This window comes from Methylobacterium sp. GC_Met_3, assembly GCF_026540775.1.
In the GTDB taxonomy this organism is placed as follows: Bacteria; Pseudomonadota; Alphaproteobacteria; order Rhizobiales; family Beijerinckiaceae; genus Methylobacterium.
Window position 1 is genome coordinate 66,897 of record NZ_JALNUL010000017.1, and the last position, 16,118, is coordinate 83,014.

A 16,118-nucleotide genomic window follows, 5' to 3' on the forward strand; every position below is an offset into this window, starting at 1 on the left:
GCGGCGCGGAACTTTCTCCTTGAGCCTCCCGTTGTCGATGGCCAGGCGTTGCTTTGCGGCTGCGCCTGTGCGCCGGCCAGAAGGTCCGGCGCCGCACCAGCACTCGACAACAAGAGGCAGGCGGAATGGCTGAGATTGCAGGGATACGCAGGCAGTTCATCCGGACTGCGATGGAGGCGCCGTTCCTGGCCCGCGAGGAGGAACGTGGTCTTGCCGTCAGCTGGAAGGACAATCGCGACGAGCGTGCCCTTCATCGCCTGATCTCGGCCCACATGCGCCTCGTCATTGCCCTGGCGGGGCGTTTTCGTCACTACGGCCTCCCGATGGCCGATCTCGTCCAGGAAGGCCATGTCGGTCTGATGGAAGCCGCCGCCCGGTTCGAGCCGGAGCGGGATGTCCGCTTCTCCACTTACGCGACATGGTGGATCCGCGCCTCGATCCAAGACTACATCCTGCGTAATTGGTCGATCGTGCGCGGTGGCACCTCCTCGGCTCAGAAGGCCCTGTTCTTCAACCTGCGCCGCCTGCGCGCCCGGCTGATGCAGTCGACCGAGGAGCATGTCGGCGACGAGATCCACCGCCGCATCGCCACCGCCATCGGCGTCTCGCGCGACGACGTCGCCCTGATGGACGCCCGTCTGTCCGGCCCGGACATGTCGCTCAACGCTCCCGTGGGTGAGGATAGCGACGCCTCCTCGGAGCGGATGGATTTCCTCGTCGATGGCGCCGCGTTGCCGGACGAGACGGTGAGCGCCACGGTCGATGGTGAGCGGCGCCTCAGCTGGCTTCAGCAGGCGCTGACCGTCCTCTCCGAGCGCGAGTTGCGCATCCTGCGCGAGCGCCGGCTCGCTGAGGATCAGGCGACGCTCGAAGCCCTTGGGCAGCGCCTCGGCATTTCGAAGGAGCGGGTCCGCCAGATCGAAAACCGGGCCCTTGAGAAGCTCCGCCGCGCCTTGGCCGATCGGTTCCCCGCTGCCACCGGCAGCCCGCATATCGGTTGATCGACCTTACAGACGTTGAAACAAGCCCAGTCCGTCTGGCCGGGCTTTTTTGTGTCCGGGGCTCAGGCCTGCTGCATCGCCGCGCTGCGCTGCTCCCGCCGCTTGCGGCGTCGGCCGGGCTCGGGCGTGGCGTCGAGCCAGATCACGAGGCCCAGGGCGAAAAGCGCCGGCACACCGAGGGCGAGGAACGCGCCGGTCCAGCCGAACAGGCTGTAGGACAAGCCGCCGTACCAGCCCGACAGGGCGCCCCCGACCCCCTGCACCGCATTGACGCTGCCTAGGGCCGTCTGGGTCCGGCCGGAGCCCCAGGTCAGGTCCGCGACCACCACCGGCACCGCCACCCCGACGATCCCCGAGGCCACGCCGTCCAGAACCTCGGCGGCGATGAGCCAGACCGGATCGTCGATCAGGCCGGACATGACGGCCCGGACCGGCAGAACCGCAAAGGCGACCATCAGAAGCTGGCGCCGCCCCCGCTTGTCCGCGAGAGAGCCGGCAAACAGCGCCACCGGCACCATCACGAGCTGCGCGACCATCACGTAGCCGGCCGTCCAGGTGGTCGCGTCGGCCGCGGTGGCCACGAGCTTCTGGCCGAGCAGCGAGAGCATGCCGCCATTGCCGAGGTTGAACAGGGTCAGCGCCACCGTCAGCACGAGGAGCCGGCGGTTGCCCAGGACTTGCCGGATTCCGCCGCGCTGCGGCTCATCCGCCGCATCCTCCTGCCATCCCACCGCCCGCCGCCGGTTCCAGGCGCCGGCCGGCGTCGTCAGGCTCGCGACGATCGCCGCCACCGCCATGGCGCCGAGCACCCAGAAGGCGATGGCCGGGCCGAAATACCCCGTCCCCAGGCTGATGCCGCCGGCCGCGACCAGGATACCGATATGGTTGAAGGCCTGATTGCGCCCCTGCTGCTTGGGAAAGCCGTCCTTCCCGACGATCCCGAGGGTCAGGGCGGCGACCGCCGGCAGCAACAGCGTGCCGCCCGCTGCGGCCAGGAGCTGGGCGAACAGCACCGCGGCGAAGCTGCGCGCCGGCAGCAGGAGCAGCGTCCCGGCCAGAATCCCGCTGCAGGCGAGCGCGATCAGCAGGCGGGGCTTCGGAAAGCGGTCCACCAGCGCGCCGAACGGGCCGCTCAGGAACAGCGTCCCGAACCCGACCAGCGTGATGACGAAGCCGACCCGCGCCGGACTCCATGAGGCCGCCTCGGCCAGCCAGGTTCCGAGAAACGGGCCGAGACCGCCCTGGATGTCGCCGATGAAGACGTTGATGAAGGCAAGATGCGTTGTGGGAGACATTCCGACCGGCGAAACTGCAAGGGGTGGCCGAACTGAGCCGTGGCACCCGTGCGGTCAAGCCTGCCCTCCGTCACATGGGCGGCCCGTCCTGCATAAGTCCGTCGCCGAATGACCAGTTTTCTGGCGAGACCTCGACCAGATTGACGAACACGTTGCCGGGGTTATCCGCGAGGTTGCGGGCGATGGCCGCGTAGAGGGCACGCTTCTGGTCGATCGTGCGGGTCGCATTGGCGGTGATCTGGATCACCACCAAGTCCGCGTCCCGTGCGATGCCGAGAATAGTGGCGCCTGAAGGCGAAACCGGCCGCAGAGCGCCTTGAAACGGAAACCAGAAGCCGCTTTCGACGACGACGCGACCGGGCTCGCCTTCCAGGAGTCGGGACGGCCGTTGCCGCTCGCCACCCTGGCAAGTTCCTGCAATGTCTGGATGACGGCCGAGGCGGCCCTCGACGAGGCCGGCCTACCCTGGCGAGAGGTGTTCGTCGGCGGTGGCGTGGCGGCAATCGGTGCCGCCGTGGCGGCCGGACTCGCGGTGGCAGCGGCTGGCACCGAGCACGGCGCCGGCCGGGGTGGTGGAATGCGGCGACCGTCTCGGCCTGCCCGAACTCCCGCTCACCCGGATCATGCTGCACGCGCGCCCCTTGCGGGGGCCGGCCGCGGACGCGCTGCGCGCGTTGGCCGCGGCCTATCGTGGGTCCGGTGGCCGCTGAAGGGCCACCGGGGTCACGACACCGGTCGGAGGCTCAGGAGTCGAGCGGGCCCTGCGCGCCCTGCTGCTCCATGACCTTCTGCCGGTACAGGCCGACGAAGTCGATCGGATCGATGTAGAGCGGCGGGAAGCCGCCGTTGCGCACCGCTTCGGCCACGATCTGGCGGGCGAAGGGGAACAGCAGGCGCGGGCACTCGATCATCACGGCCGGATGGATCTGGTCGGCCGGGATGTTCTGCAGGCGGAACACGCCCGCATAGGTCACCTCGAACGCGAACAGAACCTCGCTCTGGATCTTGGCGTCGCCATCGAGCTTGAGCTCGACCTCGAAGTCCGTCTCCGAGAGCTGCGACGCGTTGACGTTGACCTGGATGTTGATCTGCGGCCCCTGGCCCTCCTTGGGCTGCAGAGAGCGCGGCGCGTTCGGATTCTCGAAGGAGAGATCCTTCGTGTACTGCGCCAGGGCGTTGATCATCGGCATATCGCCCTGCGGCATGCCGCCGCCGTTGCCGTTCGCTGCCGGTGAATCGGCCATGCGGATTTTCCCTCTCGATCGGCCGGCGGAGCCGGCGCGGGTTGTCTCAGCGGGTGCCGCTGGATCGCACCGCGGAACTGCCCCGAACGGCAGGGCCGCTAACACGGGCGCCGGGCCTGGACAAGCGAGCTGGTCGCGCGAGCTGGCGGGGCGCTGGCCGCGGCGGCCGCCGTGACCCATATCGGAACCTGATCGCGGGTTCGGGATGCGCGGGTATAACCGGCTCGCTCCCGGCGCGTTGGTCAGATATGAGTCGCCAGGATTATGCGCGCTTTGCCGGCGTCGCAGTGCGCGCGACCTGAGCAAGGGGCCCAGGGTCGCGCCGCGGCCACCATCGGATCGGTGATGCAGGACAGTTTCGACGTTACGACGATCATCTTCCTCGCGCTTGCGGTCTTCGTGATCTGGCGTCTGCGCTCGGTGCTGGGCCAGAAGACCGGTGCGGAACGCTCGCCGTTCAAGCCGGTCGACCGCAGCCGCACCGAGCCGCAGGCGCGCAGCGAGGGCGACAACGTCGTGCGCCTGCCGGGCGCCGACCGGGCGGCCCCGCCCCCGGCCGCCGCTCCGGCGTCGCGCGACTGGCGCGGAATCGCCGAGCCCGGCTCCGAGGTCGCCCGGGGCCTCGAAGCTTGTGCCCAGGCCGAGCCGGGCTTCGATCCGCGCGCGTTCCTGGAGGGCTCCAAGTCGGCCTACGAAGCGATCATGATCGCCTTCGCCAAGGGCGACCGGAAGACCCTGCGCGGGCTCCTGTCCAAGGAGGTCGGCGAGGCGTTCGAGCGGGCGATCGCGGAGCGCGAGCGCAACCGGCAGACCCTGGAGACCACCTTCGTGTCGATCGACAAGGCCGAGATCGTGGCGGTCGAGGTGCGCAATCGGGTCGCGCAGATCACTGTACGGTTCCTGTCGAACCTCATCACCGCCACCCGCAATGCCGAGGGCAAGGTGGTGGATGGCAGCGCCGAGACCGTGGTCGAGGTGCCCGATGTCTGGACCTTTGCGCGGACCCTCGGCTCGCGCGACCCGAACTGGCAGCTCGTGGCCACCGAGGCCGGCGCCTGACCGCTTGATAGCTGCATCGTGACGATCCCGCGCACCTGGCCCGGAGCCGTCACGGCTGCCCTTTTGGCGATGGCTCCGACCGGAGTATCGGCCGCCGCGCCAGCCGTGGTCGGCGGCGCAACCCTGACACCGATCTCCATCGAGGCCCTGCCGGGTTTTCCCGGACAGGACGTTGCCGCAGCCCTGGACGCGTTCCGCCGGGTCTGCGTCGCCCCGGCGCCAGCTCTGCCGCAGCCCGCCGGGATCGCCGGTGACGCAGCCGCACTCGCCGAGGCCTGTGCGGCGGCGAGAGGGGATGTGCCGGACGCGGCTGCGTTCTTCCGGGATCGCTTCGACGCCTTCCGCATCGACCGCGCGGGTGCCGGCCAGACCGGCTTCCTCACCGGCTATTTCGAGCCCGAGCTGGTGGGCTCGCTCGATCCGGGACCGGACTTTCCGACGCCGGTCCTCGCCCGACCCGACGACCTCGTGTCCCTCGGCCCCGGCGAGACCCGACCCGGCCTCGATCCGTCCCTGCGCGCCGCCCGCGCCACCGCGGACGGGTTCGGCCCCTACCCTGACCGCGCCGCCATCGAGGACGGAGCCCTCGGCGCGCAAGCGCGACCGATCCTGTGGCTGCGCGACGCGGTCGATCTCCTGGTCCTTCAGGTCCAGGGCTCCGGGCGCGTGCGCCTGCCCGACGGACGCGCGGTGCGGGTGCTGTACGACGGGCGCAACGGGCGGCCCTACACGGCGGTGGCCAAGCTGATCGTGCAGGAGGGGCATCTGCCCCTGGAAGGCCTGACGCTGGCCCGCTGGACCAGCTGGCTGCGCGATCACCCCGATATCGCCAAGCGCCTGATCCGGGCGAACGCCTCCTACATCTTCTTCCGCCTCGCTCCGATCGAGGATCCGGCCCTCGGGCCGCCGGGGGCCGCGAACGCGCCGCTCAGCCCCGGCCGCAGCCTCGCGGTGGACGCGTCTCTGTGGCGCTACGGGCTGCCGTTCTGGCTCGCGGGGCCGCTTCCGGGTGCGGCGCCGGGCGAGGCCGGGCGCCTCGTGATCGCGGCCGATACGGGCTCGGCGATCGTCGGCCCGGCCCGGGGCGATCTGTTCGTCGGGACCGGCGCGCAGGCCGGCATCGTGGCCGGGAACCTGCGCGACGCGATCGGCTTCGTGGTGCTTCTGCCGAAGGCCATGCCGGGCGGGAGCGCCCGATGAGGCCGCCCCGCCGCGGGCGCCGCCTCAGCGCCGGGGAGACCCGGCTCTGGGACGCGATCGCCAAGCTGGTGACGCCGCTGCCGGGCCGCGCCACGCCGATTCCCGAGGCGGTCCCCGCCCCGGTGCCTGCGACCGCCACGATGCCGGCGCTGACGGCCCCGATCCTGAAGCCGACCGCGCCGCCGAGCGCGAAAAAGCCGCGCGCCAAGAAGCCCCCGCCCAAACCGGCTTCGGAGCCGCCGCGTCCCGCCACCGCCCTGCCCTACCAGGCGCCGCCTCAGAGCCACGTTCCGAGTGCCGGGCTGGAGCGGACCGCGAAGGTCGGTCTGCGTCGGGGTCGGCTCGCCATCGACGCGCGGATCGATCTGCACGGGATGGTGCAGGCCGAGGCGCATGCCGCGCTGACGGGCTTCCTGCTCCGGGCCCGGGCCGCCGGACATGCCTATGTGCTGGTCGTCACCGGCAAGGGCGGCTCACGTTACGGAGAGGCGTTCGCCGAGCGCGGCGTGCTCCGCCGCAGCGTACCGCACTGGCTGCGGGGGCCGGACCTTCACGGCATCGTGCTGGGCTTCGAGGAGGCCGCGCGCCACCATGGCGGCGGCGGCGCACTCTACGTCCGGCTGCGGCGGCGCTGAGGAGCGGCAAACCGCGCGGGGCCAAGCCGTTGCGGCCTCGGCCGATCCCGTCGATATCCGACATCTGGCGCACGAGGCGCCGCGAGCCGCGAGTGAGATGCCGGAGCTTCCCGAGGTCGAGACGGTGCGGCGGGGGCTGGAGCCCGCCATGGTCGGGGCCCGGTTCAGCCGCGTCACCCTGCGCCGGCCCAACCTGCGCTTCCCCTTCCCCGAGCGCTTCGCCGCCCGGCTGGAGGGCCGCACCGTGACCGGGCTCGCGCGCCGGGCGAAGTACCTCGCCGCCGGCCTCGATTCCGGGGAGACGCTGATCATGCATCTCGGCATGAGCGGCCGGTTCGATGTGGCCTTGCCCGACGGCAGCGATTTATCGCCGGGGGATTTCTACCTGGAGGGCGCGCAGGGCACGCCCAAGCACGACCACGTGGTAATGGCCATGAGCACCGGCGCCACCGTCACGTACAACGACGCGCGCCGCTTCGGCTTCATGGACCTCGTGCCGAGCCGCGATCTCGAAACCTGCCGCCACTTCGCCCGGATGGGCGTCGAGCCCCTGGACGGGCTCACCGGCGCGGTGATCGCCGGGCTCTTCCGCCACAAGATCACGCCGCTTAAGGCCGCCTTGCTCGACCAGCGCCTGATCGCGGGGCTCGGCAACATCTACGTCTGCGAGGCCCTCCACCGGGCGCGCCTGCATCCCGAGACCCCGGCCGGAACCCTCGCCCGGCCCGACGGGCGGCCGGCCCCGAAGGCCAACACCCTGGCCAAGGCGATCGTGCAGGTGCTGGAGGCGGCCGTGAAGGCCGGCGGCTCGACGCTGCGCGACTACGCCCACACCGATGGCAGTTCGGGGGCCTTCCAGCACGCCTTTCGGGTGTACGACCGGGTCGGCCTGGCCTGCACCCGGCCCGGATGCGGCGGCGCCATCACCCGCATCGTGCAGGCCAACCGCTCGACCTTCCTATGCGTGACCTGCCAACCGCCCGGCTGACGGCCCGGTCCGATGGCGGCGATCCGGCCCTTCGATGCCGCGGAACGGCATTTTCGCCACAAACCCGACTAGGGTCTCAAGCCTCGACGTGCGCACCCGGTTGCTGGCAGCCGATCCCGGCCCGCGACGCGTGACGGGTCGCGCGGACCCAGACAGGATCCCGATGTTCTTCCGCCGCTCAAAGACGTCCGCGCCCGAACGCATCGTGCGGGATCCGACGGACGAGCCCGCCCTGCCGCAGCGGCTTTCGCCGCGCTCGCCCAGCGAGGCGATCAAGCCGACCGTCGCCCCGCCGCCCCCGGAGCGCCCCGAGCGTGAGCGCGGCAGCTTCGTCGGCGTCGTCAGCGGCGCGCTGACCTTCGCGGTGGTCATCGCCATCGCGGCGATGATCGGCATCACGCTGTTCCAGCGGCAGGTGCGCGAGGCGGGGCCGCTTGCGGCCGACAAGGTCGTGGTGATTCCGCCCAGCGGCACCGGCGAGATCGCCGACGCCCTGAAGCGCGAGGGCGTGATCGACCATACCGGCCTGTTCGAGTTCGCCGCCCGCTTCGGCGGACGCCCGGCGCTCCGGGCCGGCGAGTACATGTTCAAGGCCCATGCCAGCATCGCCGACGCGCTCGACACGATCGCCACCGGCCGGCAGGTCCAGCACGCCATCACCTTCCCGGAGGGCCTGACCTCCGAGCAGATCGTGGCGCGGCTCAATGAGAATGACGTGCTCACCGGCGAGATCAACGAGATTCCACCGGAGGGCTCGCTCCTGCCCGACACCTACAAGTTCGAACGCGGCGCGACGCGCCAGAAGATCGTCGACCTGATGAAGACGAAGCAGCGCGAGGTGCTGAACCAGATCTGGCTGCGCCGCAGCGCCGACGTGCCCGTGCGGACACCGGCCGAGATGGTCACTCTCGCCTCTATCGTCGAGAAGGAAACCGGCCGGGCCGACGAGCGGCCGCGGGTGGCGGGCGTGTTCATCAACCGCCTGAACAAGCGGATGAAGCTGCAATCGGACCCGACGATCGTCTACGGCCTCGTGGGCGGGCGCGGCACGCTGGGCCGCGGAATCATGCGCTCCGAGATCGACCGACCGACCCCCTACAACACCTACGTGATCGAGGGCCTGCCGCCGGGCCCGATCGCCAATCCCGGCAAAGCCGCCCTGGAGGCGGTGGCCAACCCCTCCCGCACCAAGGACCTCTTCTTCGTGGCGGACGGCACCGGCGGCCACGCCTTCGCGGATTCGCTGGAGGCGCACCAGCGCAACGTCGCCCGCTGGCGGGCGGTGGAGAAGAGCCGGCAGGCGCCGCCGGACGCCGTCGACAAGGTCGAGCCGGGCCCCGATCCGGCGACGCCGGGCCGGGCCTCGGCCTATGCGCCCGGTGACAACGGGGGAAGCACGAACGCGGCCTTCCTCGAAACCGGCACGCCGGGCAGCCGGGCCTTCGACGCCTCCGAGGGCACACGGCTGGATCCGCTGAAGAACCGCAGCTACGATCTGGGCTCGCCGAAGTCCGTGCCGGCGCTCACGGCGCCGACGCCCGCGCCCAAGGGCCGGCGTTGAGGGACGAAGGACACCCACCAGGGCCCGGTCCGCGCCGCTGAGCAGGATCCGGCCACTCCCCTGTGCTTGAGGGTCGTTTACTCCGGAAGAACCCGGCCGGCGCCTCTTCCCGGTGGGACGATCCGTGCTACAGGCGCCGATCTTCACCGCAACGGGGTTCGCCTTGGCCCAGATCGCGAGCATGACCGGCTTTGCCCGGGCGGCGGGCACCACCGGGCCGGTGCACTGGGCCTGGGAGGTCCGCAGCGTCAACGGGCGCAGCCTCGAGGTGCGCGTCCGGGTGCCGGCCGGCCAGGACGGGCCGGGCGAGGCCGCCCGTGCCGCGCTCCAGAAGGCGCTCACCCGCGGCCAGTGCCAGTTGTCTCTTACCTTGACCAAGCCCGAGACGGCCGCGCGCGTGCGAATCAATCAGGCGCTTCTGGCGGGCCTCGCGCAGGCGGTGGCGCGGGTGCCGGTCCCCGACGGCATGGCCCCCGCCACGATGGACGGGCTGCTCGGCCTGCGCGGCGTCGTCGAGGTCGAGGACGAGACGGCCGACAGCGATGCACTCAGCCAGGACCTGACCGAAGGGGCGGTCCGGCTGGTAACGGATCTCGTTGCGGCGCGCGGCTCCGAAGGGCGCCAGCTGCAACAGGTCGTCACCGCCCAGATCGACCGGATCGCCGCGCTGACCCAGGCCGCCGAGGACAACCCCGCCCGGCAGCCCGAGGCGGTTCGCGCCCGGCTGGAGGCGGCCGTCGCGGCGCTGGGCGGCACCGGCCTCGACCCGGACCGGCTCCATCAGGAGGCGATGCTGCTCGCCGGCAAGGCCGACGTGCGCGAGGAGCTCGACCGGCTCCGGGCCCATCTCGACAGCGCCCGCGAGCTTTTGGCCGCCGGCGGTGCGGTCGGCCGGCGCCTGGATTTTCTGGCTCAGGAATTCGGCCGCGAGGCCAACACCCTGTGCGCCAAGGCCAACGACATCAGCCTGTCGCGGATCGGGCTCGACCTGAAGGCCGTGGTCGAGCAGTTCCGCGAGCAGGTCCAGAACATCGAGTGACGTGAGGGTACGGATGCGCAACACCGCAGAGCCTTGCCGATGACCGAGCCGGCCGGAAACGTCTCCGACACCATCGCCCGGCGCGGGCTGATCCTGATCCTGTCCTCGCCCTCCGGGGCAGGCAAGACCACGCTCACGCGGGCGGTGGCGCAGGACCCCGCCTGGGCACTCGACCTGTCGATCTCGGTGACCACCCGGGCCCGGCGCCCCTCCGAGATCGATGGCCGGCACTACCACTTCATCGAACGCGAGGCCTTCGAGGACCTGCGCGCCCGCGACGACCTGCTCGAATGGGCCGAAGTCCACGGCAATTTCTACGGGACACCCCGCCGCCCGGTGGAGAAGGTGCTGGGCGCCGGCCGGGACATGATCTTCGACATCGACTACCAGGGCACGCGGCAGGTGCGCGCCAAACTCGCCCAGGACGTGGTGACGGTCTTCATCCTGCCGCCCAGCCTGGCGGAGCTGCGCCAGCGCCTGGAGCGCCGGGCCGAGGATTCGGCCGAGACGATCGAGAAGCGCCTCGCCAACGCCCGGACCGAGATCCAGCGCTGGGTCGAGTACGATTACGTCATCGTCAACGACGACCTGCAGAACGCCTTCCGGGCCCTGCAGGGGATCCTCGCGGCCGAGCGGCTGAAGCGCGCCCGCCGGACGGGTCTCGCGACCTTCGTGGACGCGCTGCTGGCCGAAACACCGTAAGCTCCCTACCGGCGGATCAGCACGACGCCGCCGATCAGGAGCCCGACCCCGAGGAGGCGCGGCAGGTCGATGGGCCGCTGCGCGAGGCCGAGCAGGCCAATCTGATCGAAGAGCACCGAGGCGAGCATCTGGCCCGTCACCAGCAGGGCGAAGAAGGTCGCGGCGCCGAGCTTCGGGACCAGCAGAATCGCAAGCCCGATGAAGAGCGCGCCGAACAGCCCACCGCTCCAGGTCCACCAGGGGATGCGCCCAGCCACGCTCGTGGCTGGGATGGGATCGCGCAGGACGGCAGCCAGAAGCGCCATGCAGGCGAGGCCGACCGTATAGCTGGCCACCCCCGCCCAGGATGCTGATGCGAGCCCGGTGCGCAGGTTCGTGTTCAGGATCTGCTGCACGACGAGACCGGCGCCCGCCAGGACAGCGAGCAGGGCGGAGAGGGCAAGGGCGAGCATCGACGAACCTTCACGGGGTGGATTGGGCCGACATTGACAGCCGCTTCGGCCGATGCCGTCAAATGCCCGAAGGGCGCGCGTCGATGCAGGATCGGCATGATGAATCCGGCCCGCGTTGCAGATCGAGACGTTGCTGCTGCGCCCGGCCGGTCGGCCGACGAGCCGCCTCGCCGAGCGGCTGATCGTCCACCTGAAGGCGGAGCGGGACGCGTTGGTGGGCCGATGACCCGGTGGGGTCAGCCCGCGGCCGGCACCCCGTGCGGCGCACAGAGCCATGTCCGCATTGCCGCGAAGGTCGCCACCGCCGCACCGGTCAGCGCAGCCTCCGCCTCCGCATCATCGCCGAATGCGTCGAGGCGTATCCGGAAGGCGGACCACATCGCCCCGGTTCGCGGGCCGTGGGCGCGGTAATAGGTAAGCCCCGTCTCACTGAGGCCATGCAGGCCCGCGATGTGCCGGTCGATCAGCTGGCCGCCTAGGGTCGAGCCCTCCAGCACGTAAAGCGCCCCGGTCGCCGCGGCGGGACCAAGGAGCGGGACAGAACCCGCCCGTGGCAGCGCCGCGATCGCCGAAGGGGCGAGGCCGAGATGGTGGAGATCGGCCGCCAGGCGTGCCAGGCGCCGCCGCGGCGCCAGGAACGGCTCGTCGGCGAGCTGCGTGCCGATCGCGTGCTCCCAGGTGGCGTGGAAACCGTGAAGCCGGGCCAGCAGGTCGCGATAGCCCGCGAGCGTCGCCACCCGCGCCTGCCAATCAAGGCCGGCTTCCAACGCCCGGTGCGCCGGGTCGGTGGCCGCACGGAGACGCGCGTGCAGGCCGTCGCGCCGGATCGGGTTGGCGGGGCTCACGCGGTGATCGTGAAGCAGGCGCCAGGATTGTTGGCGACGTCGAGCCGGGCGTTGATCTGATCGAGCATCGCCCGGATCAGCTTCATGCCGAGCCCCGAACCCTTGCCGCCGCGGGCCTTCGCGTTGGCCCAGTCATCGGGCAGGCCGGCGCCATCGTCGCAGACGCGCAGTTGCACCGCGCCGGGGCCGGAGGCCGAGACGCTGACCTCGACGCGGCCGCCGCCGGCTGGTTTGGCCGCGTACTTGAAGGCGTTGGTCACGAGTTCCGTGGCGATGAGCGACAGCGCCACCGCCTTGCGGTAGGGCACCATCAGGCCCGGCTCGGCGGTAAGATCGACCGCATGGCCCTCGCCCGCGAGTTCCGCGAGGTCGTTGCACAGGCTCTCGAGGGTCTGACCGAGATCGACCTCGTCCACGCGCTCGGCTTGGTACAGGCTATCGTGCACACGGGCGACGCTCATCACCCGCGCCGAAGTATCGGCGAAAGCCTGACGGGCCTCACCGTCGGAGATCTGGCGCCGCTGCATCTGCAGGAAGGCCGAGACGATCTGCAGGGAGTTCTTGACCCGGTGGTCGATCTCCCGCGTGAGCAGATCTTTCTGCTCCAGCAGCCGCTCCTTCTCGGCGAGCAGGCCGGTCAGCTCGTCGATCTTGCGGCGCTGGCGCAGCACCACGCCCTCCACCGCCTCCGCGAGGGAGCCGGCGAGCTGGATCTGCCACTCGGCCCAGGGCGCCGCGAAGCCGGTCCGCTCCTCGACCCAGCGCTCGAACGAGCGCCGCGGCAGCACCGCCACCGGGCCGCTGCCGGCGAGCACCGGCTTACGCGGATCACCGCCCCACGTGACCGTGCTGGGCACCTCGGGGCGGAACCAGAGGAGCAGGTTCTCGCGCGACTGATCCACGAAGGTCGCGAGCAACCCGCTGGCGATCTCGCGATGCGGCGCCGCGTCCGGATAATCGGCCGTGAAGCTGATGCTGCTGTAGCTGAACTCGCCCGCCGGGACCTGCGCCTGCAGCCAGTCCGCGATCGCCGTCACCAGAACCGCCGGGGGCGTACGGCCGATCAGCGTGACCCGCCCGCCCGAGACGATGCCGGCGCCCGTGGCGCTGAACAGATCGAGCAGCGTCGTCCCGCCGTCCGTCAGGGCGCCCACGAAGTCGTCGGAGCGGGTCAAGCGGCGCACCAGGCGGCCCTCGACATCGAGATGCGCCTGCCGCTCGGCCCAGAGCCGGCGCGACTCGATCTCCTGCACCCGCATGGCGAAAGCATCGGTCAGCACGGTGGCGGCCGAGCGGGTCTCGGGCGTGACGTAGTGCGGGCGGCGATGATGCCCGATCATCAGGCCCCAGAGCCGGTCCTCGACCATGATGGAGATCGACATCGAGCCGTTCACGCCGAGGTTGCGCTGATACTCGAGGTGGATCGGCGACAGCGTCCGGTGCTGGGCGAAGGTCAGGTCGATCGGGCCGTTGCCGGCGCCCGCGGCCGACACCAGCCCCACCGGTACGCTGTCGCGGTCGATTACGAAGCGGCTCTTGGCCTTGGTGTAGAGCGCGCGGGCCTGGGCGGGGATGTCGGAGGCAGGGAAGCGTAGGCCGAGCAGGCTGCGCGACCAATCGCGCGTCTTGTCCTCGGCCACCGCCTCGCCGTTCCAGTCCACGTCGAACCGATAGACCAGCACCGCCTCGAAGCCGGTGAGCGCGCGGATCTCCAGGGCGGCGATCCGGGCGGCATCCGCCAGGGTCTCGGCCGCGCGCAGGCGTCCGACGGCGAGTTCCGTATCGACCTGGCTGGCGGTGGCGAAATCGGCGGCCGAGTCCGGCTCCAGCTCCAGCTCGACGATCACGCGTCCGGCATGAGCGTGGGCGACCGCATAATAGGTCGCGTCGCGGCCCGGCAGGGTGAGCCGGGCGCGAACCGAGCGGCCGTCATCCAGCGTCTGGTCCGCCAACCGACGCCGGACGGTCTCGACGAAGGGTGCGGGCAGGATCTCCCCGAGGGGACGCCCCGCCAGGGGCGGAACGATCGGATCGACGATCTCATCGATGTTGGCCGAGTAGGCGAGCACCATCAGGGTGCTGACATCGGCCGCCAGCATCACGGCGTTGGGCTGGATCGAGCCCGGGATATGGATCGGCTCGCGCTCGCACAGGCTGGCATCCACCGGCTCGGCCCGGACCCGACGCCCGATCGCCGCCAGGACCGCTTCCCGGGACTGGCCGGCACCCAGGCTCTCGAGCGGATCGATCGTCAGCCACGTCACCGGCGGACCGCCCGCCATGATCCCATGGCGCATGTGGATTCGAGCCCGCAGCGGCTGCGGCACCCGGCCGAACACGTAGTCGAAGCGCTCGTTTAGGGCGCCGCGGCGTGCGCCCGCGAGGAAGCGCCCCCGGAAATTCGGGACGTTGGCCCCGGGCATCACGTCGCGGAAGTAGTCGCGTCCGAGCACGGCCTCGCGCGCGAAGCCCGAAAGCACGCTCGCGCCCTCGCTGAAGGCCACCACCGCGCCGGCGGCATCCAGACCGATTACCCCCTGATCCAGGCGGTCGATCGCGTCGGGTGCGAGCACATCGAGGTCAATCGTGCTGTCGTCGGCCGGACTCGGCGGCATTAGGAACCCAATCAGCTCATCGAACGGGTATGGCGGTGAGATGGGCCGAACGCAATGCTCGGGATCGCGACTTGATCAGCACTGGTTTTTCGTCCGTGCCATGTCGGTCAGAGCGGTCTTCAGCGCTTCTTCAACTGTGGGATGGTAAATCGGCCGCTCGATCACATCCCGGGCCGTCAGCCCGTCCGCGACCGCGTAGGTGAGGAGGTGGGCGAGGTGCTCCACGGCGGGGCCGAGCATCTCGCCACCGAGCAGTCGCCCGTCCCGATCGGCCCAGATCCGGATGCCGCCCTGGTTGTGTCCTTCAACGCGGGCGCGGCCCTGATCGGAGAAATCCATCGCGCCGATCACGCAGTTGTCAGCATCCGGATCGTAGGGGGCACCGATGGCGGCGGCCTGCGGATGGGTGAACACCATGGCGAGGCGCGTCCAGGGCGCCACCGCCTGGACCGGCCGCCCGGACGCCAGGGCGGCGGCGTTGGTGCCGGCGATCCTGCCCTGGCGGCTCGCCTCGTGGAGCACCGGCCGCCAGGCATCGGCATCACCCGCGATCAGGATCGGCGCTCCGATGCAGACCTGGGTGCTGTGGTCGAAGTCCGGGACGCCATCCGCGCCGAGGCGCAGGCCGGCCGCGGGGAGATCGAGGTCGTCCAGGTTCGGCGCACGGCCGGCGGCGGCCAGCACCCGCGCGGCCCGCGTCACCTGCCCGCGGCCCTGGCGATCGGTCCAGTCGAGACGGACCCCGTCACCCTCCGGCTCCGCGCTCACCAGCGTGGCGCCGAGATGCAGGTCCAGCTCGGCGCCGAAGATCCCGGCCGCTTGGCGGGTGAGATGTGGCTCGCTCAGCCCCGCGATGGTATCGCCCGCGTCGAGCACCGTGACGGCGACGCCGAGCCGGGCCATCGCCTGCGCGATCTCGATCCCGACGGCGCCGGCCCCCAGGATGGCCAGCGAGTCCGGCAGATCGGGCATCTCGAACAGGGTATCGGTGGTGTGAAGGCGATCGCCGAGGCCGCGCAGGGGCCGCGGCACGATCGGGCTCGATCCCGTGGCGACGATGGCGGCCCGGAAGCGGACCCGCAGGCCCGCTCCGACTGCGAGCGTCCCGGCGTCCTCGAAGCGGGCGCTGCCGCGGATGCACGCCTCTTCCGGCAGATCGTCCTGGCCCTCAAGGACGCCGCCGACGAAGCGGTCGCGCTCGGCGCGAAGGCGCGCCAGCACGGCGGGTCCGTCCACGGCGACCTCCCGCACGCGAATTCCGAACAGATCGGTGTTACGCGCCGCATGGGCGGCGGTCGCCGCGGCGATCAGCAGTTTGGAGGGCATGCAACCGACCCGCGCGCAGGTCGTGCCGCCGGGGCCACGCTCGATCAGGACGGCGTGGGCGCCGGCTTCGGTGGCGGCGCGATAGGCGGCCAGCCCCGCCGTTCCGGCGCCGACCACTGCGACGTCGCACGCCAGCTCGTCCATCATTCCCCCGGA

At 71.1% G+C, this 16,118-nt stretch carries 16 protein-coding genes; 9 read left to right on the forward strand and 7 right to left on the reverse strand.

Features of this window, described 5'->3' with window-relative positions:
• Positions 1-125 precede the first annotated feature (125 nt).
• On the forward strand, positions 126-1,001 hold the full coding sequence (locus OXS27_RS19290; protein ID WP_243921626.1) for an RNA polymerase factor sigma-32: 876 nt from the start codon (positions 126-128) through the stop codon (positions 999-1,001).
• Positions 1,002-1,063: 62 nt separating this feature from the next.
• Here the strand turns inward: OXS27_RS19290 and OXS27_RS19295 are convergent, their stop codons facing one another.
• Positions 1,064-2,296: an MFS transporter gene (locus OXS27_RS19295; RefSeq protein WP_267358285.1), complete on the reverse strand. Its 1,233-nt coding sequence runs from the start codon at positions 2,294-2,296 to the stop codon at positions 1,064-1,066.
• Positions 2,297-2,366: 70 nt separating this feature from the next.
• Positions 2,367-2,717 carry a tautomerase family protein gene (locus OXS27_RS19300; protein WP_346733083.1) on the reverse strand — a complete coding sequence of 117 codons (351 nt, stop codon included), beginning with the start codon at positions 2,715-2,717 and terminating at the stop codon, positions 2,367-2,369.
• 67 nt (positions 2,718-2,784) lie between these two features.
• On the opposite strand from OXS27_RS19300, the gene OXS27_RS19305 reads away from it, so the two are divergent.
• Positions 2,785-3,006 carry a hypothetical protein gene (locus tag OXS27_RS19305; RefSeq protein WP_267358286.1) on the forward strand — a complete coding sequence of 74 codons (222 nt, stop codon included), beginning with the start codon at positions 2,785-2,787 and terminating at the stop codon, positions 3,004-3,006.
• Between the two features lie 33 nt (positions 3,007-3,039).
• Here the strand turns inward: OXS27_RS19305 and secB are convergent, their stop codons facing one another.
• Positions 3,040-3,540, reverse strand: a complete 501-nt coding sequence (gene secB / locus OXS27_RS19310; RefSeq protein ID WP_243921620.1) for a protein-export chaperone SecB — start codon at positions 3,538-3,540, stop codon at positions 3,040-3,042.
• Positions 3,541-3,885: 345 nt separating this feature from the next.
• Between secB and OXS27_RS19315 the strand changes: the two genes are divergently transcribed.
• From OXS27_RS19315 to gmk, 7 genes are all read left to right on the forward strand, one after another.
• Positions 3,886-4,599 carry a Tim44/TimA family putative adaptor protein gene (locus OXS27_RS19315; RefSeq protein WP_243921618.1) on the forward strand — a complete coding sequence of 238 codons (714 nt, stop codon included), beginning with the start codon at positions 3,886-3,888 and terminating at the stop codon, positions 4,597-4,599.
• A gap of 69 nt (positions 4,600-4,668) precedes the next feature.
• Positions 4,669-5,799, forward strand: a complete 1,131-nt coding sequence (locus OXS27_RS19320) for an MltA domain-containing protein (protein WP_267358309.1) — start codon at positions 4,669-4,671, stop codon at positions 5,797-5,799.
• A complete protein-coding gene (locus OXS27_RS19325; RefSeq protein WP_243921616.1) occupies positions 5,796-6,434 on the forward strand; it encodes a Smr/MutS family protein in 639 nt (212 codons plus the stop codon). The genes OXS27_RS19320 and OXS27_RS19325 overlap by 4 nt, the downstream gene beginning before the upstream one ends.
• Before the next feature lie 97 nt (positions 6,435-6,531).
• Positions 6,532-7,422, forward strand: a complete 891-nt coding sequence (gene mutM, locus OXS27_RS19330) for a bifunctional DNA-formamidopyrimidine glycosylase/DNA-(apurinic or apyrimidinic site) lyase (RefSeq protein WP_267358287.1) — start codon at positions 6,532-6,534, stop codon at positions 7,420-7,422.
• Between the two features lie 163 nt (positions 7,423-7,585).
• Entirely contained in the window at positions 7,586-8,983 is a 1,398-nt protein-coding gene (gene mltG, locus OXS27_RS19335) for an endolytic transglycosylase MltG (protein WP_243921611.1), read from the forward strand.
• 181 nt (positions 8,984-9,164) lie between these two features.
• Positions 9,165-10,022 carry a YicC/YloC family endoribonuclease gene (locus OXS27_RS19340; RefSeq protein ID WP_243921744.1) on the forward strand — a complete coding sequence of 286 codons (858 nt, stop codon included), beginning with the start codon at positions 9,165-9,167 and terminating at the stop codon, positions 10,020-10,022.
• Between the two features lie 39 nt (positions 10,023-10,061).
• Complete coding sequence (gene gmk / locus OXS27_RS19345) at positions 10,062-10,724, forward strand: guanylate kinase (protein ID WP_267358288.1); 663 nt, start codon at positions 10,062-10,064, stop codon at positions 10,722-10,724.
• Positions 10,725-10,729: 5 nt separating this feature from the next.
• On the opposite strand, the gene OXS27_RS19350 is transcribed toward gmk, so the two are convergent.
• The 4 genes from OXS27_RS19350 to OXS27_RS19365 form a co-directional block, all read right to left on the reverse strand.
• A complete protein-coding gene (locus OXS27_RS19350; protein WP_267358289.1) occupies positions 10,730-11,176 on the reverse strand; it encodes a DMT family transporter in 447 nt (148 codons plus the stop codon).
• A 236-nt stretch (positions 11,177-11,412) separates the two neighbouring features.
• Entirely contained in the window at positions 11,413-12,003 is a 591-nt protein-coding gene (locus OXS27_RS19355) for a biliverdin-producing heme oxygenase (protein WP_267358310.1), read from the reverse strand.
• Positions 12,004-12,017: 14 nt separating this feature from the next.
• Positions 12,018-14,636 carry a histidine kinase dimerization/phosphoacceptor domain -containing protein gene (locus OXS27_RS19360; protein WP_267358290.1) on the reverse strand — a complete coding sequence of 873 codons (2,619 nt, stop codon included), beginning with the start codon at positions 14,634-14,636 and terminating at the stop codon, positions 12,018-12,020.
• Between the two features lie 75 nt (positions 14,637-14,711).
• Complete coding sequence (locus OXS27_RS19365; protein ID WP_267358311.1) at positions 14,712-16,106, reverse strand: dihydrolipoyl dehydrogenase; 1,395 nt, start codon at positions 16,104-16,106, stop codon at positions 14,712-14,714.
• Positions 16,107-16,118: the final 12 nt, after the last annotated feature.